Raw genomic sequence first — 21,754 nt, 5'->3', positions numbered from 1 at the left:
AAATTCAATTTTTTATTGTTACAGCAAAATCAACAGCCTTTTTTAAAGCTCCGAGTTTATTTTTCACTTCCATCACTTCAGTTTCTGGAATAGATTTTGCAACTATTCCCCCACCCGCCTGATAATAAAGCGTATTGTTTTTGCTTAGGAATGTACGAATGGTTATTGCCTGATTAAGATCTCCATTAAAACCGATATATCCGATACAACCACCATAAACTCCACGCATTGATTTCTCGATGTCACGAATCAATTGCATAGCTCTTACTTTGGGTGCTCCAGATAAAGTTCCGGCAGGGAATGTATCAGCAAATACTTTGATGCTGTCAATATCCTTATCTATAGTTCCACTCACACGAGATACAAGGTGAATTACATGAGAGTAAAACTGTACATTCTTATAAAAATCAACTTTCACATCGTGACAATTACGACTCAAATCGTTGCGGGCAAGATCAACAAGCATTACATGCTCTGCATTCTCTTTTTCGTCTTTCAATAAATTTTCTGATAATACACGGTCTTTTTCATCATCACCTGTCCGGAAGTAAGTTCCCGCAATAGGATCTATATATGCTTTTCCTTTACTTATCTTACAATGTGTTTCAGGAGAAGAACCAAATACCCGGAATGAACCAAAATCGAAGAAAAACAAATAAGGTGACGGGTTTATAGAACGTAATGCTCTGTAAACATTGAACTCATCTCCTTTAAATTTCTGAGTGAAACAACGAGATAATACAATCTGAAAGACATCTCCACGCTTACAATGTGCAATACCTTTTTTTATCATTTCAATGTGTTCTTCGTCTGTTATATAAGAACATTCATTGCCAATGCTTTCGAAATTGTAAGTTGCTATATTGTTGTTCATTAATATCGCTTCCAATTCTTCTGTTCGAGAAGTGTCTCCTTCTACCACATTTTCTACGATGGTTAATTCATTTTTTAAATGATTGATAACAATAATAAAACGATACAGGATATAATAAAATTCAGGAACATCTGAATTGTCTAACTTAAAGTTTTCAGAATCGACATCTTCAAAATGATGAATTGCGTCATACGATGTATATCCGAAGAAACCATTCATGCCTGTAGAATTCTCTCCTTTCACATCAAATTCGTGTATAAATTCCTGAAAAACAGATGTAAGCTGATCTGACTCTAGTAAAGGCTTTTCAACTATTTCGCCGGATGGGTATTGCTTGATAACCTGATTGTTTTCCACCTTAAAACGGGCAATAGGATCTACGGCTATAAACGAAAAACTATTGTCATTGGTATGGAAATCCGAACTTTCGAGCAATGCCGACTCTGTATATACATCTCTAATTTTCAAATATATGCCTACAGGGGTTTGCATATCAGCCAGAAGCTTTTTTGTTTGAGTTTGTATCTTTATTTTCATTTTTTAGATTCTTCTTTAATTCGTACATAAGTTTCCATATCCTTATCTCCACGCCCCGACAAGCAAAGTACAATAACATCGTCTGCCTTGAATTTCTTTTGACCAAATACTCCTAATGCGTGAGCTGATTCTATAGCGGGAATAATCCCTTCGAGTTCGGTTAATTCAAATGCAGCAGCAATGGCTTCTTCATCGGTAACAGCCAATACTTCCGATCGTCCTGTTTTAGCTAAATGTGCATGTAATGGCCCAATACCGGGATAATCCAAACCTGCTGATATTGAATAAGGTTCTTCGATCTGACCATCTTCCGATTGCATTATCAAAGTTTTGCTGCCATGAATAATACCTAATTTCCCAAGATGGATAGTTGCAGCCGATTCTCCTGAATTTACCCCTTTTCCGGCTGCTTCTGCCAATACAATCTTAACATTGGCATCATCCAGAAAGTGATAAGTCATGCCCGCAGCATTACTACCACCACCAACACAGGCTATTACATAATCGGGTGTTTCCCGTCCTTCTTTTTCAAGTAGTTGCTTGCGTGTTTCTTCACTGATAACCGATTGAAGGCGTGCCACCATATCGGGATATGGGTGTGGCCCCACTGTTGAACCAATTATATAATAAGTATCCGAAGGATTACAACACCAATCCCTTATAGCCTCATTAGTTGCATCTTTCAATGTCATGTTACCGCTTGTTACAGGTACTACTTTTGCCCCTAACATTTCCATCTTCTGAACATTCAATTTCTGACGCTCTACATCGGTAGCACCCATATATACAATGCACTCCATATCCATTAATGCACAAACGGTGGCTGTTGCAACACCATGCTGTCCAGCTCCTGTTTCTGCAATGATACGGGTTTTACCCATTCTGCGAGCCAAAATTATCTGGCCAATAGTATTGTTTATTTTATGAGCACCTGTGTGATTAAGATCTTCACGTTTCAAGTATATTTTACATCCGTATTTTTCGGATAATCTTTTTGCTAAATAAAGAGGCGAAGGTCTGCCTACATAGTCACGCAGCAAATCATGGTATTCTTTCTGAAAAGTAGAATCATCCAGTATTTGTAAGTATGCATTCTTTAAGTTTTCTACATTATCATAGAGAATTTCAGGAATATAAGCCCCTCCAAACTCTCCATAAAATCCATTCGCATCAACATTAAATTTTCCCATTATATATTTGTTTTGTTATTTCCTATTTCACGAAAAAAAGCCTATCGTGAGGACGATAGGCTTTCATTTATTATATAATCATTTTCTACTGATTAATACGTATTGACCTGACTCACGACTTTTTAAGTTGTAAGCTCCACCACCAATATGTATTTGTCAATTGAAAATTCATTTCTTATTTCTTTATGATATTTGCAAAGTTATGAAAAAAATAGAATTAACAAATAATTTTCTTCATTTTTTCAAAAATAACTTTTTGGGTCTTTTAATTATTTTAATACTAAAGCAATTACTTATCTAATTCCTCTGTATTCGAAATAAATTCTTCGATCTTATTTACCATATTTTTACTGCCACAATAGAAAGGAGTACGCTGATGAAGTTCTGTAGGTTCCAATTCAAGAATACGTCTTTTTCCATCAGAGGCACTTCCTCCTGCCTGTTCGGTAATAAATGCCATCGGGTTACATTCATAAAGTAAACGTAACTTACCCTTAGGTGTTTTTAGCGTTGAAGGATATAGATATACACCTCCTTTGATTAAATTACGATGACAATCGGAAACCAAACTTCCTATATAACGGGAAGTGTACGGGCGATTATCTTTTTCCTCCTGGCAGTATTTTATATAATTCTTAATTCCTTGTGGAAAATGAACATAATTTCCCTCATTCACCGAATATACACTGCCATCTTCGGGACATTTCATATTAGGATGCGATAAATAGAAACTGCCGATAGCCGAGTTCAATGTAAACCCATTTACACCATGTCCTGTTGTATATACAATCATGGTTGATGTTCCATATAAGATATATCCTGCCGCAGCCTGATTTACCCCCGGTTGTAGAAAATCTTCCATAGTCACAGGTGTACCTACCGGTGAAATACGATGGTAAACCGAAAAAATAGTTCCAACAGATACATTTACATCAATATTGGAAGAACCATCCAGAGGATCCATAAGTACAACATACTTATTATTGTGTGATTGGTCAAGCCCTTGTATGGTTATAAAGTTATCGTTCTCTTCGGATGCTATACCACAGACAATTTCCCTGTTAACAAGCGTTTCAACGAATACATTGTGGGCATATAAATCGAGTTTTTGCTGATCTTCTCCCTGTATATTAGTTGTCCCCACTGATCCTATTATGTCTATTAATCCAGCTTTTCTCACTTTATAGCTTACCACTCGGGCTGCAAGAAGTATCGAATTAAGAAGACGTGATAATTCTCCTGTTGAATACTGAAAGTCATCTTGTCTTTCAATAATAAACTCATCTAAGGTTTTTCTGGTATTACTTTTCATGTGCTTATTTATATTGTAATTATATGAACAAGTGTTTAACTATATATAATGCTTTAGCACGAAAATAGTTCTAAGAATTGAATAGTAAATATTCTATCTGATAGCTTATTCAGTCATAACTTGCAGCTATTCTTACATTTAGTAAAGCAATAATTTATTCATTTTTTACCGGATAATTAGGACTCGTCAAGATAGTTTCTTTAAAGACATTCAATTTTCCGTCTTTAATATAAGGGGCACCTCTCTCGCTTAAGTGTCCAATCATTAGATTTCGCCATTGCTCTAACTCTTTTTGATATTTTTTATTTTTAGACAGATTTATTGTTTCTCCCCTATCTTTTTGAAGATCGAATAATTGTTCCTCTCCTGTATGAAAGAACCATATATACTTCATTGTACCATCAGTTAAAGCCGCCCAATAGTTGTCATTTTCATAAATAGTAGCATGCTCCAAATCAATATAAGGTCTCCACTTCGTTTTCGAATCTTTAATCAGAGGAAGAACCGACATCCCATCCATTTCCTGTGGTTTATCGACATGTGCAGCATCCAGAAATGTAGGTAGAATATCCCTTAGTTCAACAACCTGAGTTATTTGCTGATTGCTTTTCAAGTACATGTTTTTAGGAGGTTTTACAATAAACGGAATATGTGACGAGCCTTCATAAGCATATGTTTTTCGCCAATGATAATGATCTCCCAACATATCTCCATGATCCGAAATAAATACAATCAGAGCATTATCATAAATACCTTTTTCTTTTAAAGCGTCAATAATTCTGCCTATTTGATCATCTACAAATGTAATTGCCCCATAATAATATCGGCGTGATTCGAGAGCATGTTCAAGTCCAAAATCACCAAAAGCTGCATCAGGAGTCATCTTTCTATCTGAAAAAGATTGGCACCAATCGCCAATATAAGGTACTGTTACTTCTTTATCACGATACATATCTGCATATTTCTTAGGAGGATCATAAGGACTATGAGGTCTGGCAAAAGAAATTTTCAGAAATAACGGCTGCTTTTGATTATAGTTTTCAATAAAGCGTATAGCCTCATTTCCTGTCCATTGTGTGGGGTGCAGTCGTTCTTCTAAAGCATATTCTTTTCCCTGATGGGCATTCCAACCGATTCCGGTGGAGTCTGGATTCAATCCCGGAGCTTCCATTGCGAACCATTGACGGTAATCACTCACAAAATCAGGAGATTCCACCCTACCCGATTCATCCAAAAAAGTTCCATGAAAACCATGCAAGTTACGCTGCGGAGTCCAGTGCATCTTACCGATACCAAATGTAAAATAACCTGCATCACGTAGCATTTGAGGCATTTCGTGAGGATATTTGGGAGCAACTTTGTAATATCCCAACATACCATGTTTCCAAGGAGCATAACCTGTCAATAAACTGGCTCTGGCAGGAGTGCTACTTGGTAATGACGAGTAACCATTCGTAAACAAGGCTCCATCTTCGGCTAGACCATCCATATGAGGGGTTTGAATGTGAGGATTACCCATAGCTCCGACACAATCAAAACGCTGCTGATCGGTCATAATTAAAATAATATGAGGTCTTGTCTGATCTTGGGCTTTATGCTTGGTAGGAACAATCAAGCCCACTAATGTAAAAGAGATTAGTTTGAGTGTTTTCATAAGATAATAGCAATATAAGGTTAAGCCCTAAAAGGCTTGATAATAAATCAAAGATATTAATAATAAGGTAGAATCTGAAATTTTTCTATTGATCAGACAGATTCTTTTTCTAATAAACTCGATTCAATAATAGAGTGTACTTTTTTTATTAAATCAGGAATATCGTCCGATGATAAGTTTGCAGTATCAATAGGCTCATGGAATGTCAAAGATATTGCCGAAGGATACATACGCCAAGAGTGTATAGGGAGCACTTTATATGCACCATCAATTGTCAATGGAACAATAGGTAACTTAAGACTTAAAGCCGTCTGAAAAGCACCTTTTTTGAACTCTGCCATATTTCCGTCAGGGGTACGATGACCTTCAGGAAAGACAACAGTCGACATCCCTTCGATAAGGGTATCTCTTGTGTTTCTCATTGTTTCAACAATTCCTTTTCTGCTCGATTGATCTACAAACACATGTCCTGCCTTAGCTGATGCAAGTCCTACTAATGGCATTTTTTTTAGACTTTGTTTCATTAGCCATTTAAAATTATGACCTAAATAACCGTAAACAAGAAAGATATCGAAAGCTCCCTGATGATTTGCTACAAATATGTATGATTGCTTTTTGTCTAAGACAGATTTGCGGTTTACCTTTATTCGCAATAGTGCAGCCACGCAAACAAAACGTCCCCAAATTACTCCCGGATAATACCCCCAAAACTTATTGTCACCTATGGTAGAGCCTATAATGATAGTCAAAGTACACCATATTGTTGCTATTATAAGTAATGGAACAAATATTAACCACTGATAAACCGGATATAAAATACGTATCATACAAATATGAACTAAATAGTTTCAAAACCTTATTAGTTTCAAATGTAATAGTTTTAAACGAAATGAAAAAGCGAGAACTATATCAATTATAGTTCTCGCCTGTATTTTAATAAGAAGATTTTAGAGGTTAGATTCCAAGATCTTTACATATTTGAACAATCTTAGTTTCTGTAGCAGCATCTACTTTATCAAAATCTGCACGAGAAGGTAATTTATCAACCACTTCTATATAGAATTTAATCTTAGGCTCGGTACCTGAAGGACGAATAGATACTTTTGTTTTATCTTCAGTAAAGTATTGAAGAACATTAGATGTAGCAGGCATATCTAATTTCGATATTTTACCGGTAATAAGATCTTTAGCTTCAAGAATTTCGAAATCTTTTACTAATATAACCTTAGAACCTGCGATTTCTTCTAACGGATTATTACGGAAATTATCCATCATCGATTGAATCTCCTGTGCTCCTGACATTCCTTTTTTAACTACCGAAATACCTTTTTCTTTTGAAAATCCATATTCTACATAGATATCCTGAAGCATTTCGTAAATAGTTCTGCCATTATCTTTACACCAGGCAGCTATTTCAGCAAATAAAGCAGCAGCCGAAACCGAGTCTTTATCACGAATAAAGTCTTCTGCTAAAAAGCCGTAGCTCTCTTCACCACCTCCAATATATTTACGTTTACCTTCCAATTGACGCATTACAGATGCAATCCATTTGAAACCGGTAAAGCATTCGAACATTTCAACCCCATTTTTCTCTGAAATAACCTGAGTCAATTCACTTGTAACAATTGTACGAACAGTATATTCAGTTCCGGTTAGTTTTCCCAGTTCTCTCCAACGTGTTACCAGATAATAAATAAGGATAATCATAGTCTGATTTCCATTCAATAGAATAAAATCTCCATTGGTATCACGAACACCTGCTCCGAATCGGTCTGCATCAGGGTCGGTTGCAAATACAAGTTCTGCTCCTGTTTCAATGCCCTTTTTCACGGCCATAGCCATTGCAGCAGGCTCTTCGGGGTTGGGAGATATTACAGTCGGAAAGTTTCCATCCACAACATCTTGTTCCGGCACATGTATTATATTGGTAAATCCATAGGCTTTTAATGCTTTAGGTACTATCTGACCTCCTGTACCATGTATAGGTGTATAAACAATACCAATATCATGATGGCGTTTAATAGCTTCGGGAGATAATAAGATTGCTTTTAGAGATTCGATGAATTTATTATCCATATCTTCTCCCAGCGATTCGATAAGAGCGGGATTACCTGTAAATTTAATATCAGAAACAGAGCTAATACTGTTTACTTCATCAATAATATTTTTATCATGAGGAGGCGTTACTTGTGCTCCGTCATCCCAATAAGCTTTGTATCCGTTGTATTCTTTAGGATTATGAGACGCAGTAAGTATAACCCCACTTTGACAACCTAAATTACGTATTGCGAACGAAACCTCAGGTGTTGGTCTTAAATTTTCGAAAAGATAAACTTTAATACCATTTGCCGAGAAAATATCTGCAACAACCTGACCGAAATATTTACTGTTGTTGCGACAATCGTATCCTATAACAACCTTAATCTGATCGAGATGGGTAAACTGTTTCAATAAATAATTAGATAGTCCTTGAGTTGCAGCACCTATCGTATATTTATTAATACGGTTTGTGCCTACTCCCATGATTCCACGGAGACCTCCTGTTCCAAATTCTAAATCTTTATAAAAAGATTCCATTAATTCAGTCTTATCTGAATTATCAAGCATGCTTTGAACGGCTGCTTTAGTTTCGGTATCATAGTTTCCAGCTAACCAAATATTAGCTTTAGATGTTACTTGCTTTAACAGTTCTTTATTTTCCATACTATTTTGTGTATTTTATTTTCTATTATTTCTTAATCACAAATATAATAAAAGTAGATTGACCACAACCAAACTAATTAACAAATAATACTCTTTTTGTAAAAACAGAGTAGCTCTTATTTTATAAAAGAACTACTCCGCTGTACCAATAATATAATTCTTCCTAAATCGGGTTAAAATTATTTAGATATATCGGTCTTATTATTTTCTACCAGTTCTGAATCTTTTAGATGAACAGGTTTTGATTTTTTTCGCAACTTGGTATTGAAGAATTCCACTAACAACGAGAATGCTATGGCAAAATATATATAGCCCTTAGGGATTTCACCTACAACAGATCCAAATATCGATATCTGAGAGAGATGAGCTGCTTCAACCAACAACATAACACCTATTAAGATAAGAAACGAAAGTCCAAGTATCTGTATAGTTGGATGTGTGTTAACAAATCGGCTCACAGGTCCTGAAAATAATAGCATAACCACAACAGAAACAACTACCGCAGTTACCATTATAGACATGGCTCCCACATAACCGAATTCATTGAAGCTAACTAATCCAACAGCTGTAAGGACACTGTCGAAAGAAAAGACAATATCGAGTGCTATAATTTGTATTATTACAGACATAAAACTTGTTTTGCGAGGCTCTTTGTCATGATCTTCCATACCTTCTAATTTATGGTGTATTTCGGTTACACTTTTATATAGAAGAAACAAACCTCCGAAGAAAATAATTAAGCTTTGTCCCGAAATTGATCCATCAAACCAGGAAGTATCAATAGTTATGATCGGCTGAGTTAGTTTCATCAACCATGAAATACAAAACAATAATAGTATTCTGAAAAACATGGCACAAATCAAACCTACCGATCTGGCTCTGGGCTGTTGTTCCGGAGGCAGCTTTGAAGACATTATTGACAGAAAGACAATATTATCGACCCCTAAAACTATTTCAAGAAAAGTCAATGTTAATAAAGCAATCCATGCAGAAGGAAGCAAAAAGGTTTCTAAAATTTCCATAAGTAAAGGATATTTCTAAATTTGCCACAAATATAATTTTATTCCAGATAGCTATACATATTTAATACTATAAATATTTGCAGCTACTGAAGTTTATAAAATGGACTAAATAAAAAGAGGTCTTTTTTTCATTGTGTTGGCGAATAATAACAATCGTAAATTATTAATAAGAAATGTTATAACAAATAGTTGTAATAACTTATCTTTGCCTATAATTAAAGTCTCAGACCTATTTATTGTCGGCCCAAGTATAAGAATGATTGTTCGTTATAGCCTTGAAATACGGCATTAAATATTTTCAGTTACTTATAGAGTACATTTCAAATTATTATTATTTATTGTTAATGAAGAAGTATGTATCCCTCATATTGATATTCTTAGCACCTTTAAGTGCTTATTCTCAACATTTATTACGACACAAAACTACAAAAACTATCCCTGCTGATCCGATAGATATTCAATATTATTCTAAAAAGAATGGATGGGGAGCTGCTGCTCAAATTTTCACTCTCAATATGGGAATCTGGGCGTTTGATCGCTACATCATGAAGGAAGATTTTGCTTATATCGGCTTTAATTCGATAAAAGATAATTTCAAAAAAGGATTTTATTGGGATAATGACCAGATTGGAACTAATATGTTTCTACATCCTTATCATGGTAGTTTATACTATAATTCTGCTAGATCAAGAGGATTCAATTACTGGGAGTCCGGAGCATTTGCATTGGCAGGTAGTGCCATGTGGGAATTAGCTATGGAAAATGAACCCCCTTCGAGCAATGATATTATAGCGACGCCAATTGGTGGAATGGTTTTAGGAGAAGTGTTCTACAGAGCTTCTGATCTGGTATATGACGATAGGAAGCGAGGAGGAGAAAGGTTCAGACGCGAATTCTTGGGTTTTCTGATATCTCCGGGAAGAGGACTTACCCGAATAATAAATGGAGATGCCTGGAAAAAAAGATCAACCTCCGGACGCCAATTCGGGATTCCTGAGATTAGTGTTGAAGTATCAGCAGGAATAAGGATATTAGAACTAAAAGATGATATATTTGACAAAGGAGCTGGTTTTACAAGTTCCGTTACTATTGAATATGGTGATCGTTATGAAGAGGTAAGCACCAAACCATTCGATTATTTTACTATACAAGCTAATTTAAATATACAAAACTCGCAGCCCGTGCTTGGGCAAATAAATGTAATAGGTCGCCTATGGAGTAGCCTGTTAGTCGATACATCTAAAGACTATTTGGGAATAGGCTTTTATCAGCATTTCGATTATTATGATTCAGATACAATATCAACAAAATCGAATGAAATTCCCTATAAATTAGCAGCTCCAGCGGCTTTTGGAGTGGGATTTATACATGAAAGTAAACGCTTTGAAGATTGGAATTTTAGCTCCTATGTTCATCTTAATGGCATCCTATTGGGAGCAACATTAAGCGATCACTACAGAGTCTCTAATAGAAACTACAATCTAGGAAGTGGTTTCGGCTGGAAAACAGGTATTAATATTTCTTACAAAGATAAAATCGGTTTATCGTGGTTATACGAGGGGTATAGGCTATTCACATGGAAAGGTTATCCCAAAGGAACCGATCTGGATACTGTTGATTATTTAAATTTGAATGCTCAAGGTGATAATTCTAATGCAACACTTAACTTATCCACTCTCCGAGCTGATCTTAAACTACAGAATAAGATACACTTAACAGGTATGACAACTATATATAGACGTTCGACACACTATAAATACTTTGAGGATGTGTATTCTGTAACGGCAGAGGGTCGATTGATGTTGACTTATAAATTTTAAAGCATTCTATCTGTCATCAAATAATAAAAGGACAGACTTAATACAAGTCTGTCCTTTTATTATATATGTAATCTTTAGATTAATGGCAACCACATCCAGATCCACATGAAGAACCTTCAGACTCATCTGAACTTCCACATCCACAACCTGATCCGCAGCCTTCAGAGTCGTCAGAACTTCCACAACCGCAACCTGAACCACATCCACCGCCTTGAGGAGCGAATAATGCAGCGATTTCTTCCGCTGAAGCTTCTCTTACCGATAATACATTACCTGTAAAGTGCAAAGTTTCGCCGGCTAGAGGATGATTAAAGTCCATTTTAACAACATCATCGCTAACTGAAACAACAGAGCCGTTAAGTCTGTTACCGTTAGAATCCATCATTGGAATAGTATTTCCTTCAAATACAACGCTTTCATCCATTTTACCATCAACTTCAAAGATATTTTTAGGTAAATCCACTAAATGATCATCGTCATATTCTCCGTATGCCTGATCAGGAGTAAGCACAAAGTCAAAAGAATCTCCTTGTACCAAACCATCTACATTTTTCTCAAAAGCTTCAAGCATAGAATTTGTTCCAAAGATAAACTCAAGTGGTTGCTCAGGAGTTGCTTTTTCCATTAACTCTTTTTCGTCACCTTCGCCAACATTCAAGTCATAAGATAGCGAAACAAATTTATTAGGTGAAATTTTCATTTTAATTATTTTATATTACTTAATATTCAATCGCCCGGTATTTATTTCAGGCTATTTTTAGTCTTCTCAGAATACATAACAAGAATCATGCCTTTTTGTTGTATGTATCTTATTTTATTTATTTTTTATAGCAGCTTTTAAGTTATTTAGAGCTTTTTCTATTACAGATCTTGGAGAACCGACATTTAAGCGCATAAAGCCTTCCCCTCCCTTACCAAACATAGCACCATCATTCAATGCCAGTTTAGCATCTTTTACAAACAAAGATACCAAGTCTTTTTGAGACAAGTTCAATTCTCTGCAATCAAGCCAAACAAGGAAAGATGCTTCGGGTATCATTGCTTTTATTTGAGGGATATTTATTTTCAGAAACTCCTCTACAAAAAGGATGTTTCCCCATATATATTCTTTTGCTTCTGTAAGCCATTCCTCACCTTTTTCATATGCAGCCTGAGCTGCCAAATAGGCAAAAATATGTCCTTCTTCTAATTCGCTACTTTTTAGATAATTATTAAATCTGATTCTTATCTTCTCATTAGGTATTATAGAATATGAACTAACTATTCCTGCAATATTAAAGGTTTTACTGGGAGCCATAAACGTTATACTGTTTTGGGCTGCTTTGTCTGAAACTGATGCAAAAGGTATATGTTTATTATTTCCGAAAGCCATATCCGAATGGATTTCATCCGATATAACAAGTATACCATTATCATAACATATTTCAGCCAGATCGACTAGTTCCTGTTTAGTCCAAACTCTTCCTCCCGGATTATGAGGATTACAAAGTATTAATATTTTCGTATTCGAATCGATTCGTTTCTTCAGATCAACCAAGTCCATCTTATATTGCCCGGCCTCTAGAAACAAAGGGTTATCAACGACTTTTCGTTGGTGCAAGGTTGGTATAATTTTGAATGGATGATATACCGGAGGTTGAATTATTACATGATCTTCCTTTGTCGAAAAGCAATCGATAACAAAAGCTATTCCTTTTACAATACCCGGGATAAAAGTTATCCATTCTTGATCGATGTTCCAATCATGACTTCTTTTTACCCAATTGATAATAGAGCTGTAATATTGAGAGCAAGGACAGGTATAACCAAATAAACCATGCTTAGCTCGTTCAATAATAGCCTCTGAGACTGCTGGAGGTGATAAAAAGTCCATATCGGCTACCCATAAAGGTATTAGATCATCACTGCCATATCTTTCTTTTAAAACGTCTGTTTTTAGGGCTTTAGTTCCCTTGCGATCTATGATTTGATCAAAATTATACTTCGCCATTATCAGATTTATATCAATTTAGGTATTGCAAATATTATAAATATACCATAAGCTACTAATGTCTTTATTTTGAGACACTAAGTCTAAACAACCATTTTATGAAGTATAATTATAATTCAAACTGGAAGCAAAGGTAATAAAATAAAGAAGGAATATTTCTAAAAAACGCAGATAAGTAGCAGGAAGTATCACTTATAAAATTTGAAAAAAGTTAAGATAAAGATAATAAGCTTTAATTATTACACTTACCTAGCCGACAAATCGATATGAAACGACAAAACAAAAGGCTGCCAAAATTGACAGCCTTTTGCACAATGATATACTTTTTTATATTTTATTTTGCAGTTTTTGATTTATCCTCTTTTCTTTTCAAGATATCATAAGCAACAGGCGTTGCAATAAATACCGATGAATATGTTCCAAGAATAATACCTAACAACATTGCAAAAGTAAAGCTTCTGATAGAATCACCTCCTAAAACAAAGATACAAATCAAAACTAAGATAGTACTCAAAGAGGTACTAACTGTTCGAGTCAAAGTTGTATTCAGTGAATCATTAATATTTGTAGCAATATCTCTTAATGGGAAGTCACGTCTTCTTTCACGTACACGGTCAAAGATTACAACCTTATCGTGGATAGAGAATCCAACTACAGTTAAAATCGCTGCAATAAATGTTTGGTCAATCTCTAAAGAGAAAGGCATAATCTTATGGAAGAATGAATATGCGAAGATCACAATAGCGGCATCGTGAGCTACAGCAATAATTGTTCCTAAAGAGAACGCTACATCTCTAAATCGAAGCAGGATATATAATCCCATACACAGAATTGCCAGAAAAACCGCACCTACCGCTGCTGTTTTCATATCATCAGCAACACTAGGACCTACTTTTTGAGAACTTTGAATATAATCGTCTATAGTTTTTCCAGAGGCTATGTAACTGCCTAATGCAGTATTCATTTTTTCTTTAATCTCTGTTTCAACTTCGTCTCTTGCATCTTCGATTTTGTAATTGGTAGTAACTCTCACTTGGTTGCTTGAGCCGATAGTGATAACACTAACCATTGACTCTTCACCTAATACAGGTTTAAGAGCCTCTGTAATGTCTTCAGTATTTACCGGATTATCAAAACGAATAATATAATTACGTCCTCCTGTAAAGTCAATACCATTATTCAAGCCTAGAGTGAATACAGATATAACACCTAATAGAATTACAATCAACGAAGCTGCATACGCTTTTCTATGTAGATTCAAGAAATTGATCTTAGTATCCATCAAGAAATTGCGAAGAGGTTTTGATGTAAATGTCAGGTTTGCAAATTTACCTTTAGAGAAACCATAGTTATAAACCAAACGAGTCATAAATATAGCAGTAAAGAATGATGCCGAAATACCGATAATCTCAGTGATTGCAAATCCTCTGATGGCTCCAGTTCCAAAATTATAAAGGATTAAACCTGTTATAATAGAAGTTAAGTTAGAGTCAAAAATTGCAGAAAACGCATGTTTATAACCATCCTGTACAGCAGTTTTCACATTCTTACCGGCACGTAACTCTTCTTTCGTTCGTTCGTAGATAAGTACGTTTGCATCTACTGCCATCGCCAGAGCTAAAACCAAACCGGCAATACCCGGTAGAGTTAACACCGCATGGAATGATGCAAGAACACCCAGTGTAAAGAATAAATTAAGTAACAAAGCTGCATTCGCAATCATACCCGGTATAAATCCATATACAAGACACATATATATCATTAGAACAATGATTGCCACTACAAACGATATAAGTCCGGCTTGAATAGACTCCTCTCCCAGAGAAGGTCCTACAATATCTTCTTGTACAATACGTACACCTGCACGCATTTTACCCGACTTCAAAACATTCTCTAAGTCTTTTGCCTCTTCTACAGAAAAATTTCCTGTAATAGAAGAATTTCCACCCTCTATACGATCATTTACATTTGGAGCAGAATACACATAACCATCAAGTACAATTGCAATAGAACGTCCTCTTTCGGCTCCTGTAATGGCAGCCCAACGTTTTGCTCCTGTAGAGTTCATTTGCATACTTACTCCCCAACCTTGCCCTTGTATTTGATCTGCTGTAGCAGTTACTACTGCATCACCATCTAACGCAGGACCTCTTTTAGTTCCATCACCACGAAGAGAGAATAATTGGAATAAAGTTTCTTTGTCATCAATTGCTTTGAATCCCCAAGCGAACTTAAGATCGGTAGGATATAAATCTTTTGATGCACGAAGTATCGTATTTATAGCTGCGGTATCTTTTCTGTCAGCAATAGCAACAACAGAACCTCCACCCCATTTTCCATCAAAATATTCGAATAACGATTTGTTGAACGGAGTAGCTATTGAGTCTACTTCAACAACTGTAACAGACGATAAAGAATCTGAAGATATAGAATCAGTACCAACTGTTTTATTTGTAGAATGTTTTCCTGCTAATAATTCAACGCTTCTTGAATTGATCGCACTTAAATAACCTTGAATATCTTGTAGATTATAAGTTTTCCAGAACTCAAGGTTTGAGTTACCTTGCAAAAGTTTCTTTACACGTTCGGGTTCTTTAATTCCGGGTAATTCAATAAGGATACGCTCTGCACGATCTAATTTTTGAATATTTGGAGCTACAACACCAAAACGGTCAATACGTGTACGCAAAACATTGAATGAATTATCTGCTACACCTTGTAATTCTTTTTCAAGAACTTTTTTTACAGTGGCATTATTATCTGTTGGAGCTATTTGGTCTTTTAGTTTTGCACCAAATACCATTGCTAACTTACCAGACTTATCTATAGCCTCGTATTTTTCGACAAATAATGTAATAAAATCTTTATTACTACCTCTGCGATTTTCTTCTACAGCTTGTTGTATTGCTTTGTTGAATTGAGCATCTCCCTCATTAGCTAATGAGCGCAATACAGCAGCTGCATCAATTTCAAGGATAACGTTCATACCACCTTTAAGGTCTAGCCCTAAACCGATTTCTTTTTCTCTGGCTTGTTTCAGGGTGTATCCCAACCATACTTTTTCTGTAGAAATAGAGTCCAGATAATGACTCTGAGCATTAAGATCACCATTAGAGTATTCTGCGGCTTGTTTTTCATAATATCTCGTCACAAAGGAGAATGATAAATAAAAACAGCAAACGACAGTCAACAAAATGGCAAAAGTTATTACAAATCCCTTGTTTTGCATTTTAAAGTTACTTTTGTTACTATTTGTTTATTTTAATATTTAATTTTCAATGATATAAATTCCAAAACCTCTTGTAGTTATAAATACATCCGAATGATATAATAATGCAAATATATCTTAAGAAATAGCTTAGAATACGACTTAAGCGTGCAAATATAATCTTTTTTATCTTTTTCTATATTGAAATACGGGCTTATTTTAAAATCGACCGGTCTATCGTAAAACTTAGTACTTATTAAACATTAATTATCAATATCTTAAAAAATATTTTCAAAGATACACTTATATTTTTTCAAAATAGGCTTGCGGATGCAAAATATTTGCCATACTTTTGCAACCGCTAATAAGGCATGGCGGGATAGCTCAGATGGTTAGAGCGCATGATTCATAATCATGAGGTCCGGGGTTCAATTCCCCGTCCCGCTACAAATAAAAGAGGTTTACATGAAAATGTGAGCCTCATTTTGTTATTTTTCAATTTAACACTACACTAACCATGAATCGTTTATTCACGATATATATCAAAGCAATTATTGTCTTGATATTCTTTTCGACTTGTAACAATATCGAAAGCCGCCCCAAGGAAGAACAAGATATTGATGCTCATAATCGATTGAAACAGAAAGCAAGTGAAGCTATTACTTTTTGCGAAAACAACAACTATAATACTGATTTTTGTATCCTGATTGATATGAGAATTCACTCAGGAAAAAACCGTATGTTTGTATGGAATTTTAAGACAAAGGACATCGACAGGCAAGCTTTATGTGCACACGGTTGCGGTAAAGGCGACAAACTCAGTACTGAGGCAAAGCCTGTATTCAGCAATACCGAAGGCAGTTTATGTTCATCATTAGGAAAGTATAAACTGGGAATACGATCATACAGCCAATGGGGAATCAACGTACACTACAAAATGCACGGACTCGAAAAAACGAACAGCAACGCTTATAAGCGTATCATAGTATTTCATTCGCATACACCCTTACCCGATAAGGAAATATATCCCAAACATTTACCTATGGGATGGAGTTTTGGATGTCCTGTCACAAGTAATGAAATGATGAAATATATGGATAAGAAACTGCAAAATAGTAAAAAACCGACATTAATGTGGATTTATTACTGATTTGTAGTTTTTCACGATTATAATTAACTATAGCTTTCTCTTAAAATTGAATCAATATCCTAAATACTTTTCCGGGATCTTCTTGCCATTTAGTTAAAGCTATCTGAGCTTCATCAGGCTTATAAATACCGCTGATAAGTTCATCTACAGGGCATGTTCTCCTCTTTAGATATTTCATTACACCTCTGAAATCCTGCGGCATAGCATTACGAGAGCCTCGAATATCTAATTCCTTTTGAACAAAAGATTTAGTTTCGAATGCTATTTCACTTTTCGCATAACCTATGCATACCACTCTACCCGTAAAAGCGACTTCGTTAATAGCCATCTGATAGGTTATTGGCGAACCTACTGCCTCAATGATAACATCTGCTCCAAAACCATTCGTCAGACTATTTAAAGCTGCTGAAATATTGTCTGTCTTAGAATTGATTGTGTGGTGTACACCAAGACGTTTAGCCAATGCCAACTTTTCATCATCCACATCTACGGCAATAACTGTAGCACCTCGTATTACAGAGCGAACAATTGCTCCTACACCAATCATACCGCATCCTATAACCATTACAGTATCAAGATCAGAAACTTCACCTCTCGAAACTGCATGAAAACCAACGCTCATAGGCTCAACCAATGCAAAATCTTTTGAGGAAAGCTGCGAATCAGGATCAATAATAACTTTACTCCATGGTACAGCCATGTATTCAACCATTGCTCCATTACGTTGAACTCCAAAAGTTTCATTGAACCGACAGGCATTAGGACGACCATTTCTACATGAAGAACAATTTCCACAATTGGTATAGGGATTGATTGTACATGGCATTCCTGCTTTAATATTGGATGGAACTTTACTTCCTACTGACTCTACGACTGCTCCTATTTCATGACCGGGAATTACCGGAAATTTCACCATAGGATTCTTTCCTAAATATGTATTTAAGTCTGATCCACAGAAGCCTACATACTGAATTTTTACTAAGACTTCATCATCGTGAGGTATAGGTTTATCTAATTCAACCGTTTTGATTTCACCCGGTTGAACAATTTGTATTGCTCTCATTGTTTTATTTCGTTATTGTTTTTATTAAGTTTTTCGTATGCGTTCAGTCAACAACCTTATACCCTTTCCATCCATAATAAGCACAGAATAGGAAGCATATAAGAGGTATAATATAGGCGATCTGATAAATATGTTCATTAAGATGCATAAAATAGGCTGTCAGCTGTGGTAAACAAGCATTTCCGACAATTGCCATAACCAAGAAAGCCGATCCGCTTTTGGTATTTGATCCTAGATCTTTCAAGGCAAGTGAGAATTGTGTAGGATACATAATCGACATAAAGAAGGATACTCCCAACATGGCATAAAGTCCTATCATTCTACCAAATACAGCTATCACACCACATAGAAGCACATTGATAATTGCATAGAGAAGCAACATATTCTGAGGTTTGAATTTTCCCATAAATAGCGTACCAATCCATCTACCTAAAAGGAAAGCCAGCATATAAAGTCCAAAGAAAGTAGTTGCAATATGCTCTTCCATATTAACATATACACAACAATAGACCAGAAACAAACTATTAATAGCTGTTTGCCCACCGTTGTAAAAGAATTGTGCGATTACTCCCCACCTCAAGTGAGAGCGTTTTAAAACTTTAAAATCAATCAGTTTTCCCGTATCTTCGGCTTCCTCTTCTTTTATTTTAGGAAACTTGAAAATGATAAACATAATGGCTATCAAAACCAAAATGAAAGCCAACAACAGATATATTGATTTCATCGAATCGGTTTCGAACTGAATGTACGCCTCCCATCCTCCTGCATAATCGGTAGGCAATGTATCACGTGTATAAGTATGTCCACTAAGCACTAGTTTACTTAAAAACATGGCTGCAATGAAAGCACCCAAACCATTAAACGATTGCGCTAGATTGAGCCTTCGTGTCGAAGTATTGGGATCTCCCAATGCAGTTACATAAGGGTTTGCTGCTGTTTCTAAGAAACACATTCCTGTTGCAATAATGAAAAAGATACCCAGATACGCCCAATACTCTTTTATATCAGCAGCTAAGAGAAATAAAAACCCTCCAAAAGCAGCTAAGAGAAGCCCTAGAACTATACCCGATTTATAGCTGTATTTTTTCATAAACATAGCTATGGGAATAGGAAATATAAAGTAAGCAAGCCAATAAGCAGTTTCGGTAAATGATGCTTCGAATGTATTAAGTTCGCAAGTCTTCATCAATTGCCGGATCATGGTAGGCAGAAGATTGCTGCTAATTGTCCATATAAAAAACAGGCTGAAAATTAAGATTAATGACCCTCGGTACGTATTGTTTTTCATTCGGACATATTTTTAATATAAGGTAATTCTACTAAATCGTTTAAGCAATAGAATCGAGCAGCGTTTTCTCCTAGGAATAAGCGTTTTTCATTTTCAGAAAGTAAATATGATTTCAATACGAAATCATAAGACATACGATAGGTTATTGCCGTAATAGTACGAGGATAGTCTGATCCCCACATTAGCTTCTCTATTCCGACAAGTGATGCTGCTTCTTTAATAGCCAGTACTGCACCCTTAAAAGGATAAAATTCATCATTAAATAGCCAGGTTATCCCACCCGATTCTATCATTACATTCTTATAACGGGCTAGCTTAATTTGTTTTTGCCAGTTAGGGCGATTAACCATTCCAAAATGTCCTATTGCAATACGCAAATCAGGATATTCGGAAATAACTTCTCCCATTTCGGCAACTTGAGTGTCACCCTCCGCTAAATCAATAGAAAGTAAAATATTTTTCTCTTCCATCAGTTTAAACATTTTCATCATTTCGGATGATGTGAGAAATGTTTGTTTATGGGGCTCTATCAATCTTTCTGCCGGAATTTTTATTGCCTTAAATCCCTGTTCTATTAATTTTTCAGCATGTTCAAAATAATCAGCCTTACGAGCATCTACCATACCGCAGCATAAAAAACGATTGGAGTATTTCTGTTGAACTTCCCATAGATAGTCATTCTGTATACCGTCTATGTATTCTTGTGTGATAACGGCAGCCGAAACTTGGGCATAATTCATATTCGAGAGGAATATTTCGGCAGTATTACGCCCGTCAATCATAAACGGGGGTAACATCTGGCGGACTTCTCCCATAAAGAGAGAACGTCCATTATCCAACGTCTGTATTTTAAGACCATTTACCTCTGCATCCTGTTTTAACCACAGATGGGCATGTGCATCGATTATTTTAATTTTCATACATTTTAGATTAATGTTGTGCTTAAGAATTAAATCTAATGGGATTTGTTACATTTTCATAGCAATAAAAAGATCTGACACCTTAGCTATTCAGCCAAGTATCACGAAATCTTGATTTAAGAATATCTTGCACTTCTGCCAATAATTGAATATCTAAAGGCTCTTCTGCCCATTGCAGGTTTTGAAGGACAGCCTCCGAGCGAGTAGTGCTAAACAAAGTAGTCGAAATACGGGGATTGCTTATTGCATATTTTAAAGCAAGTTGTTCGAGACTTTTCCCTTTGCTTTGGCAATGCTGTGCAGCTTTTTGACAAACATCTATCAAAGGTTTTGGTGCAGGATGCCAATCGGGAGCACCTCTTTCAGTAAGTAATCCCATCGAGAAAGGGGAAGCATTAATAACCCCTACTCCATTGGCTTCAAAGTAATCCAGATAGTCAACCAAAGCATCATCATTCAAACAGTAATGACAGAAAGAAAGGACACTATCGACTGTTCCCGAAGGCACATGATCTATTACATACTTAAAATGTCTTAATGTCAGATTCGTAATTCCGACATACCCCACAACACCTTGCTTTTTCAGTTCAACCAAGGCTGGTAATGTTTCATTGCAAATTTGGTCTAGATCGGCAAACTCAATGTCATGTACGTTTATCAGGTCGATATAATTGATATTCAGACGCTCCATACTTTCGTAAACACTCTCTTTTGCTTTTTCAGCTGTATAATCCCAAAGGTTTATACCGTTTTCTCCGTACCGACCGACTTTAGTTGATAAATAGTACTTATTTCGATCAATATCTTTCAGAGCTTTTCCTAATAGAATTTCTGATTTCAGATGCCCGTAATATGGAGATACATCAATAAAGTTAATGCCATTCTCAACTGCTGCATGCACCGCCTTTATACCTTCTGACTCTTTCAGTGAATGGAAAACACCACCTAACGAAGAAGCTCCAAAACTCAGAGTAGACACCCTCATGTCTGTATTTCCAATTTTTCTATATTCCATTCCAATCG

General features: G+C 35.8%; 16 protein-coding genes and 1 tRNA gene. 3 read left to right on the top strand and 14 right to left on the bottom strand.

Going from position 1 to position 21,754, the window contains the following annotated elements:
• Positions 1–4: 4 nt before the first annotated feature.
• The 7 genes from G7050_RS15275 to G7050_RS15245 form a co-directional block, all read right to left on the bottom strand.
• Positions 5–1,411, bottom strand: a complete 1,407-nt coding sequence (locus G7050_RS15275; RefSeq protein ID WP_166116990.1) for an anthranilate synthase component I family protein — start codon at positions 1,409–1,411, stop codon at positions 5–7.
• Positions 1,408–2,601 carry a tryptophan synthase subunit beta gene (gene trpB, locus G7050_RS15270; RefSeq protein WP_166116988.1) on the bottom strand — a complete coding sequence of 398 codons (1,194 nt, stop codon included), beginning with the start codon at positions 2,599–2,601 and terminating at the stop codon, positions 1,408–1,410. Before trpB ends, G7050_RS15275 begins: the two co-directional genes overlap by 4 nt.
• Before the next feature lie 289 nt (positions 2,602–2,890).
• Positions 2,891–3,913, bottom strand: a complete 1,023-nt coding sequence (gene fbp / locus G7050_RS15265; RefSeq protein WP_166116986.1) for a class 1 fructose-bisphosphatase — start codon at positions 3,911–3,913, stop codon at positions 2,891–2,893.
• A 154-nt stretch (positions 3,914–4,067) separates the two neighbouring features.
• Positions 4,068–5,567, bottom strand: coding sequence for an arylsulfatase (locus tag G7050_RS15260; protein ID WP_166116984.1), 1,500 nt, complete (start codon positions 5,565–5,567; stop codon positions 4,068–4,070).
• A 92-nt stretch (positions 5,568–5,659) separates the two neighbouring features.
• Positions 5,660–6,394: a 1-acyl-sn-glycerol-3-phosphate acyltransferase gene (locus G7050_RS15255; protein WP_166116981.1), complete on the bottom strand. Its 735-nt coding sequence runs from the start codon at positions 6,392–6,394 to the stop codon at positions 5,660–5,662.
• Positions 6,395–6,521: 127 nt separating this feature from the next.
• Positions 6,522–8,270, bottom strand: coding sequence for a phospho-sugar mutase (locus tag G7050_RS15250; protein ID WP_166116979.1), 1,749 nt, complete (start codon positions 8,268–8,270; stop codon positions 6,522–6,524).
• A gap of 179 nt (positions 8,271–8,449) precedes the next feature.
• The gene (locus G7050_RS15245) at positions 8,450–9,292 is read right to left on the bottom strand and encodes a TerC family protein (RefSeq protein WP_166116976.1); all 843 of its coding nucleotides are present in this window, start codon (positions 9,290–9,292) and stop codon (positions 8,450–8,452) included.
• A gap of 344 nt (positions 9,293–9,636) precedes the next feature.
• Between G7050_RS15245 and G7050_RS15240 the strand changes: the two genes are divergently transcribed.
• On the top strand, positions 9,637–11,112 hold the full coding sequence (locus tag G7050_RS15240) for a DUF3943 domain-containing protein (RefSeq protein WP_166116974.1): 1,476 nt from the start codon (positions 9,637–9,639) through the stop codon (positions 11,110–11,112).
• Positions 11,113–11,191: 79 nt separating this feature from the next.
• Here G7050_RS15240 and G7050_RS15235 read toward each other — a convergent pair whose 3' ends face one another.
• The 3 genes from G7050_RS15235 to secDF all read right to left on the bottom strand — a co-directional run bounded on the left by G7050_RS15235 (position 11,192) and on the right by secDF (position 16,331).
• A complete protein-coding gene (locus tag G7050_RS15235) occupies positions 11,192–11,812 on the bottom strand; it encodes a peptidylprolyl isomerase (RefSeq protein ID WP_166116972.1) in 621 nt (206 codons plus the stop codon).
• Positions 11,813–11,926: 114 nt separating this feature from the next.
• Positions 11,927–13,102, bottom strand: coding sequence for a MalY/PatB family protein (locus G7050_RS15230; RefSeq protein ID WP_166116970.1), 1,176 nt, complete (start codon positions 13,100–13,102; stop codon positions 11,927–11,929).
• Positions 13,103–13,436: 334 nt separating this feature from the next.
• Complete coding sequence (gene secDF / locus G7050_RS15225) at positions 13,437–16,331, bottom strand: protein translocase subunit SecDF (RefSeq protein ID WP_166116968.1); 2,895 nt, start codon at positions 16,329–16,331, stop codon at positions 13,437–13,439.
• A 352-nt stretch (positions 16,332–16,683) separates the two neighbouring features.
• On the opposite strand from secDF, the gene G7050_RS15220 reads away from it, so the two are divergent.
• Both G7050_RS15220 and G7050_RS15215 read left to right on the top strand, forming a co-directional pair.
• A tRNA-Met gene (locus tag G7050_RS15220) sits at positions 16,684–16,757 on the top strand.
• A 70-nt stretch (positions 16,758–16,827) separates the two neighbouring features.
• Positions 16,828–17,460 carry a murein L,D-transpeptidase catalytic domain-containing protein gene (locus G7050_RS15215; RefSeq protein ID WP_166116966.1) on the top strand — a complete coding sequence of 211 codons (633 nt, stop codon included), beginning with the start codon at positions 16,828–16,830 and terminating at the stop codon, positions 17,458–17,460.
• 40 nt (positions 17,461–17,500) lie between these two features.
• On the opposite strand, the gene G7050_RS15210 is transcribed toward G7050_RS15215, so the two are convergent.
• The 4 genes from G7050_RS15210 to G7050_RS15195 form a co-directional block, all read right to left on the bottom strand.
• On the bottom strand, positions 17,501–18,523 hold the full coding sequence (locus tag G7050_RS15210; protein ID WP_166116964.1) for a zinc-binding alcohol dehydrogenase family protein: 1,023 nt from the start codon (positions 18,521–18,523) through the stop codon (positions 17,501–17,503).
• A gap of 43 nt (positions 18,524–18,566) precedes the next feature.
• Positions 18,567–19,811: an L-fucose:H+ symporter permease gene (gene fucP, locus G7050_RS15205; protein ID WP_166116962.1), complete on the bottom strand. Its 1,245-nt coding sequence runs from the start codon at positions 19,809–19,811 to the stop codon at positions 18,567–18,569.
• On the bottom strand, positions 19,808–20,731 hold the full coding sequence (locus G7050_RS15200) for an amidohydrolase (RefSeq protein WP_166116960.1): 924 nt from the start codon (positions 20,729–20,731) through the stop codon (positions 19,808–19,810). The genes fucP and G7050_RS15200 overlap by 4 nt, the downstream gene beginning before the upstream one ends.
• A gap of 82 nt (positions 20,732–20,813) precedes the next feature.
• Positions 20,814–21,746, bottom strand: coding sequence for an aldo/keto reductase (locus G7050_RS15195; RefSeq protein WP_166116958.1), 933 nt, complete (start codon positions 21,744–21,746; stop codon positions 20,814–20,816).
• Positions 21,747–21,754 lie beyond the last annotated feature (8 nt).

Source organism: Dysgonomonas sp. HDW5A (assembly GCF_011299555.1).
In the GTDB taxonomy this organism is placed as follows: Bacteria; Bacteroidota; Bacteroidia; order Bacteroidales; family Dysgonomonadaceae; genus Dysgonomonas_A.
Note: the sequence above shows the minus strand (reverse complement) of the source record. Positions and strands in the feature narration are given on the sequence as shown.

Bases quoted from the DNA above. Each gene is read 5' to 3' on its own strand.
- G7050_RS15275 (WP_166116990.1), bottom strand. From the start codon at position 1,411: ATGAAAATAAAGATACAAACTCAAACAAAAAAGCTTCTGGCTGATATG.
- trpB (WP_166116988.1), bottom strand. From the start codon at position 2,601: ATGGGAAAATTTAATGTTGATGCGAATGGATTTTATGGAGAGTTTGGA.
- fbp (WP_166116986.1), bottom strand. From the start codon at position 3,913: ATGAAAAGTAATACCAGAAAAACCTTAGATGAGTTTATTATTGAAAGA.
- G7050_RS15260 (WP_166116984.1), bottom strand. From the start codon at position 5,567: ATGAAAACACTCAAACTAATCTCTTTTACATTAGTGGGCTTGATTGTT.
- G7050_RS15255 (WP_166116981.1), bottom strand. From the start codon at position 6,394: ATGATACGTATTTTATATCCGGTTTATCAGTGGTTAATATTTGTTCCA.
- G7050_RS15250 (WP_166116979.1), bottom strand. From the start codon at position 8,270: ATGGAAAATAAAGAACTGTTAAAGCAAGTAACATCTAAAGCTAATATT.
- G7050_RS15245 (WP_166116976.1), bottom strand. From the start codon at position 9,292: ATGGAAATTTTAGAAACCTTTTTGCTTCCTTCTGCATGGATTGCTTTA.
- G7050_RS15240 (WP_166116974.1), top strand. From the start codon at position 9,637: ATGAAGAAGTATGTATCCCTCATATTGATATTCTTAGCACCTTTAAGT.
- G7050_RS15235 (WP_166116972.1), bottom strand. From the start codon at position 11,812: ATGAAAATTTCACCTAATAAATTTGTTTCGCTATCTTATGACTTGAAT.
- G7050_RS15230 (WP_166116970.1), bottom strand. From the start codon at position 13,102: ATGGCGAAGTATAATTTTGATCAAATCATAGATCGCAAGGGAACTAAA.
- secDF (WP_166116968.1), bottom strand. From the start codon at position 16,331: ATGCAAAACAAGGGATTTGTAATAACTTTTGCCATTTTGTTGACTGTC.
- G7050_RS15215 (WP_166116966.1), top strand. From the start codon at position 16,828: ATGAATCGTTTATTCACGATATATATCAAAGCAATTATTGTCTTGATA.
- G7050_RS15210 (WP_166116964.1), bottom strand. From the start codon at position 18,523: ATGAGAGCAATACAAATTGTTCAACCGGGTGAAATCAAAACGGTTGAA.
- fucP (WP_166116962.1), bottom strand. From the start codon at position 19,811: ATGAAAAACAATACGTACCGAGGGTCATTAATCTTAATTTTCAGCCTG.
- G7050_RS15200 (WP_166116960.1), bottom strand. From the start codon at position 20,731: ATGAAAATTAAAATAATCGATGCACATGCCCATCTGTGGTTAAAACAG.
- G7050_RS15195 (WP_166116958.1), bottom strand. From the start codon at position 21,746: ATGGAATATAGAAAAATTGGAAATACAGACATGAGGGTGTCTACTCTG.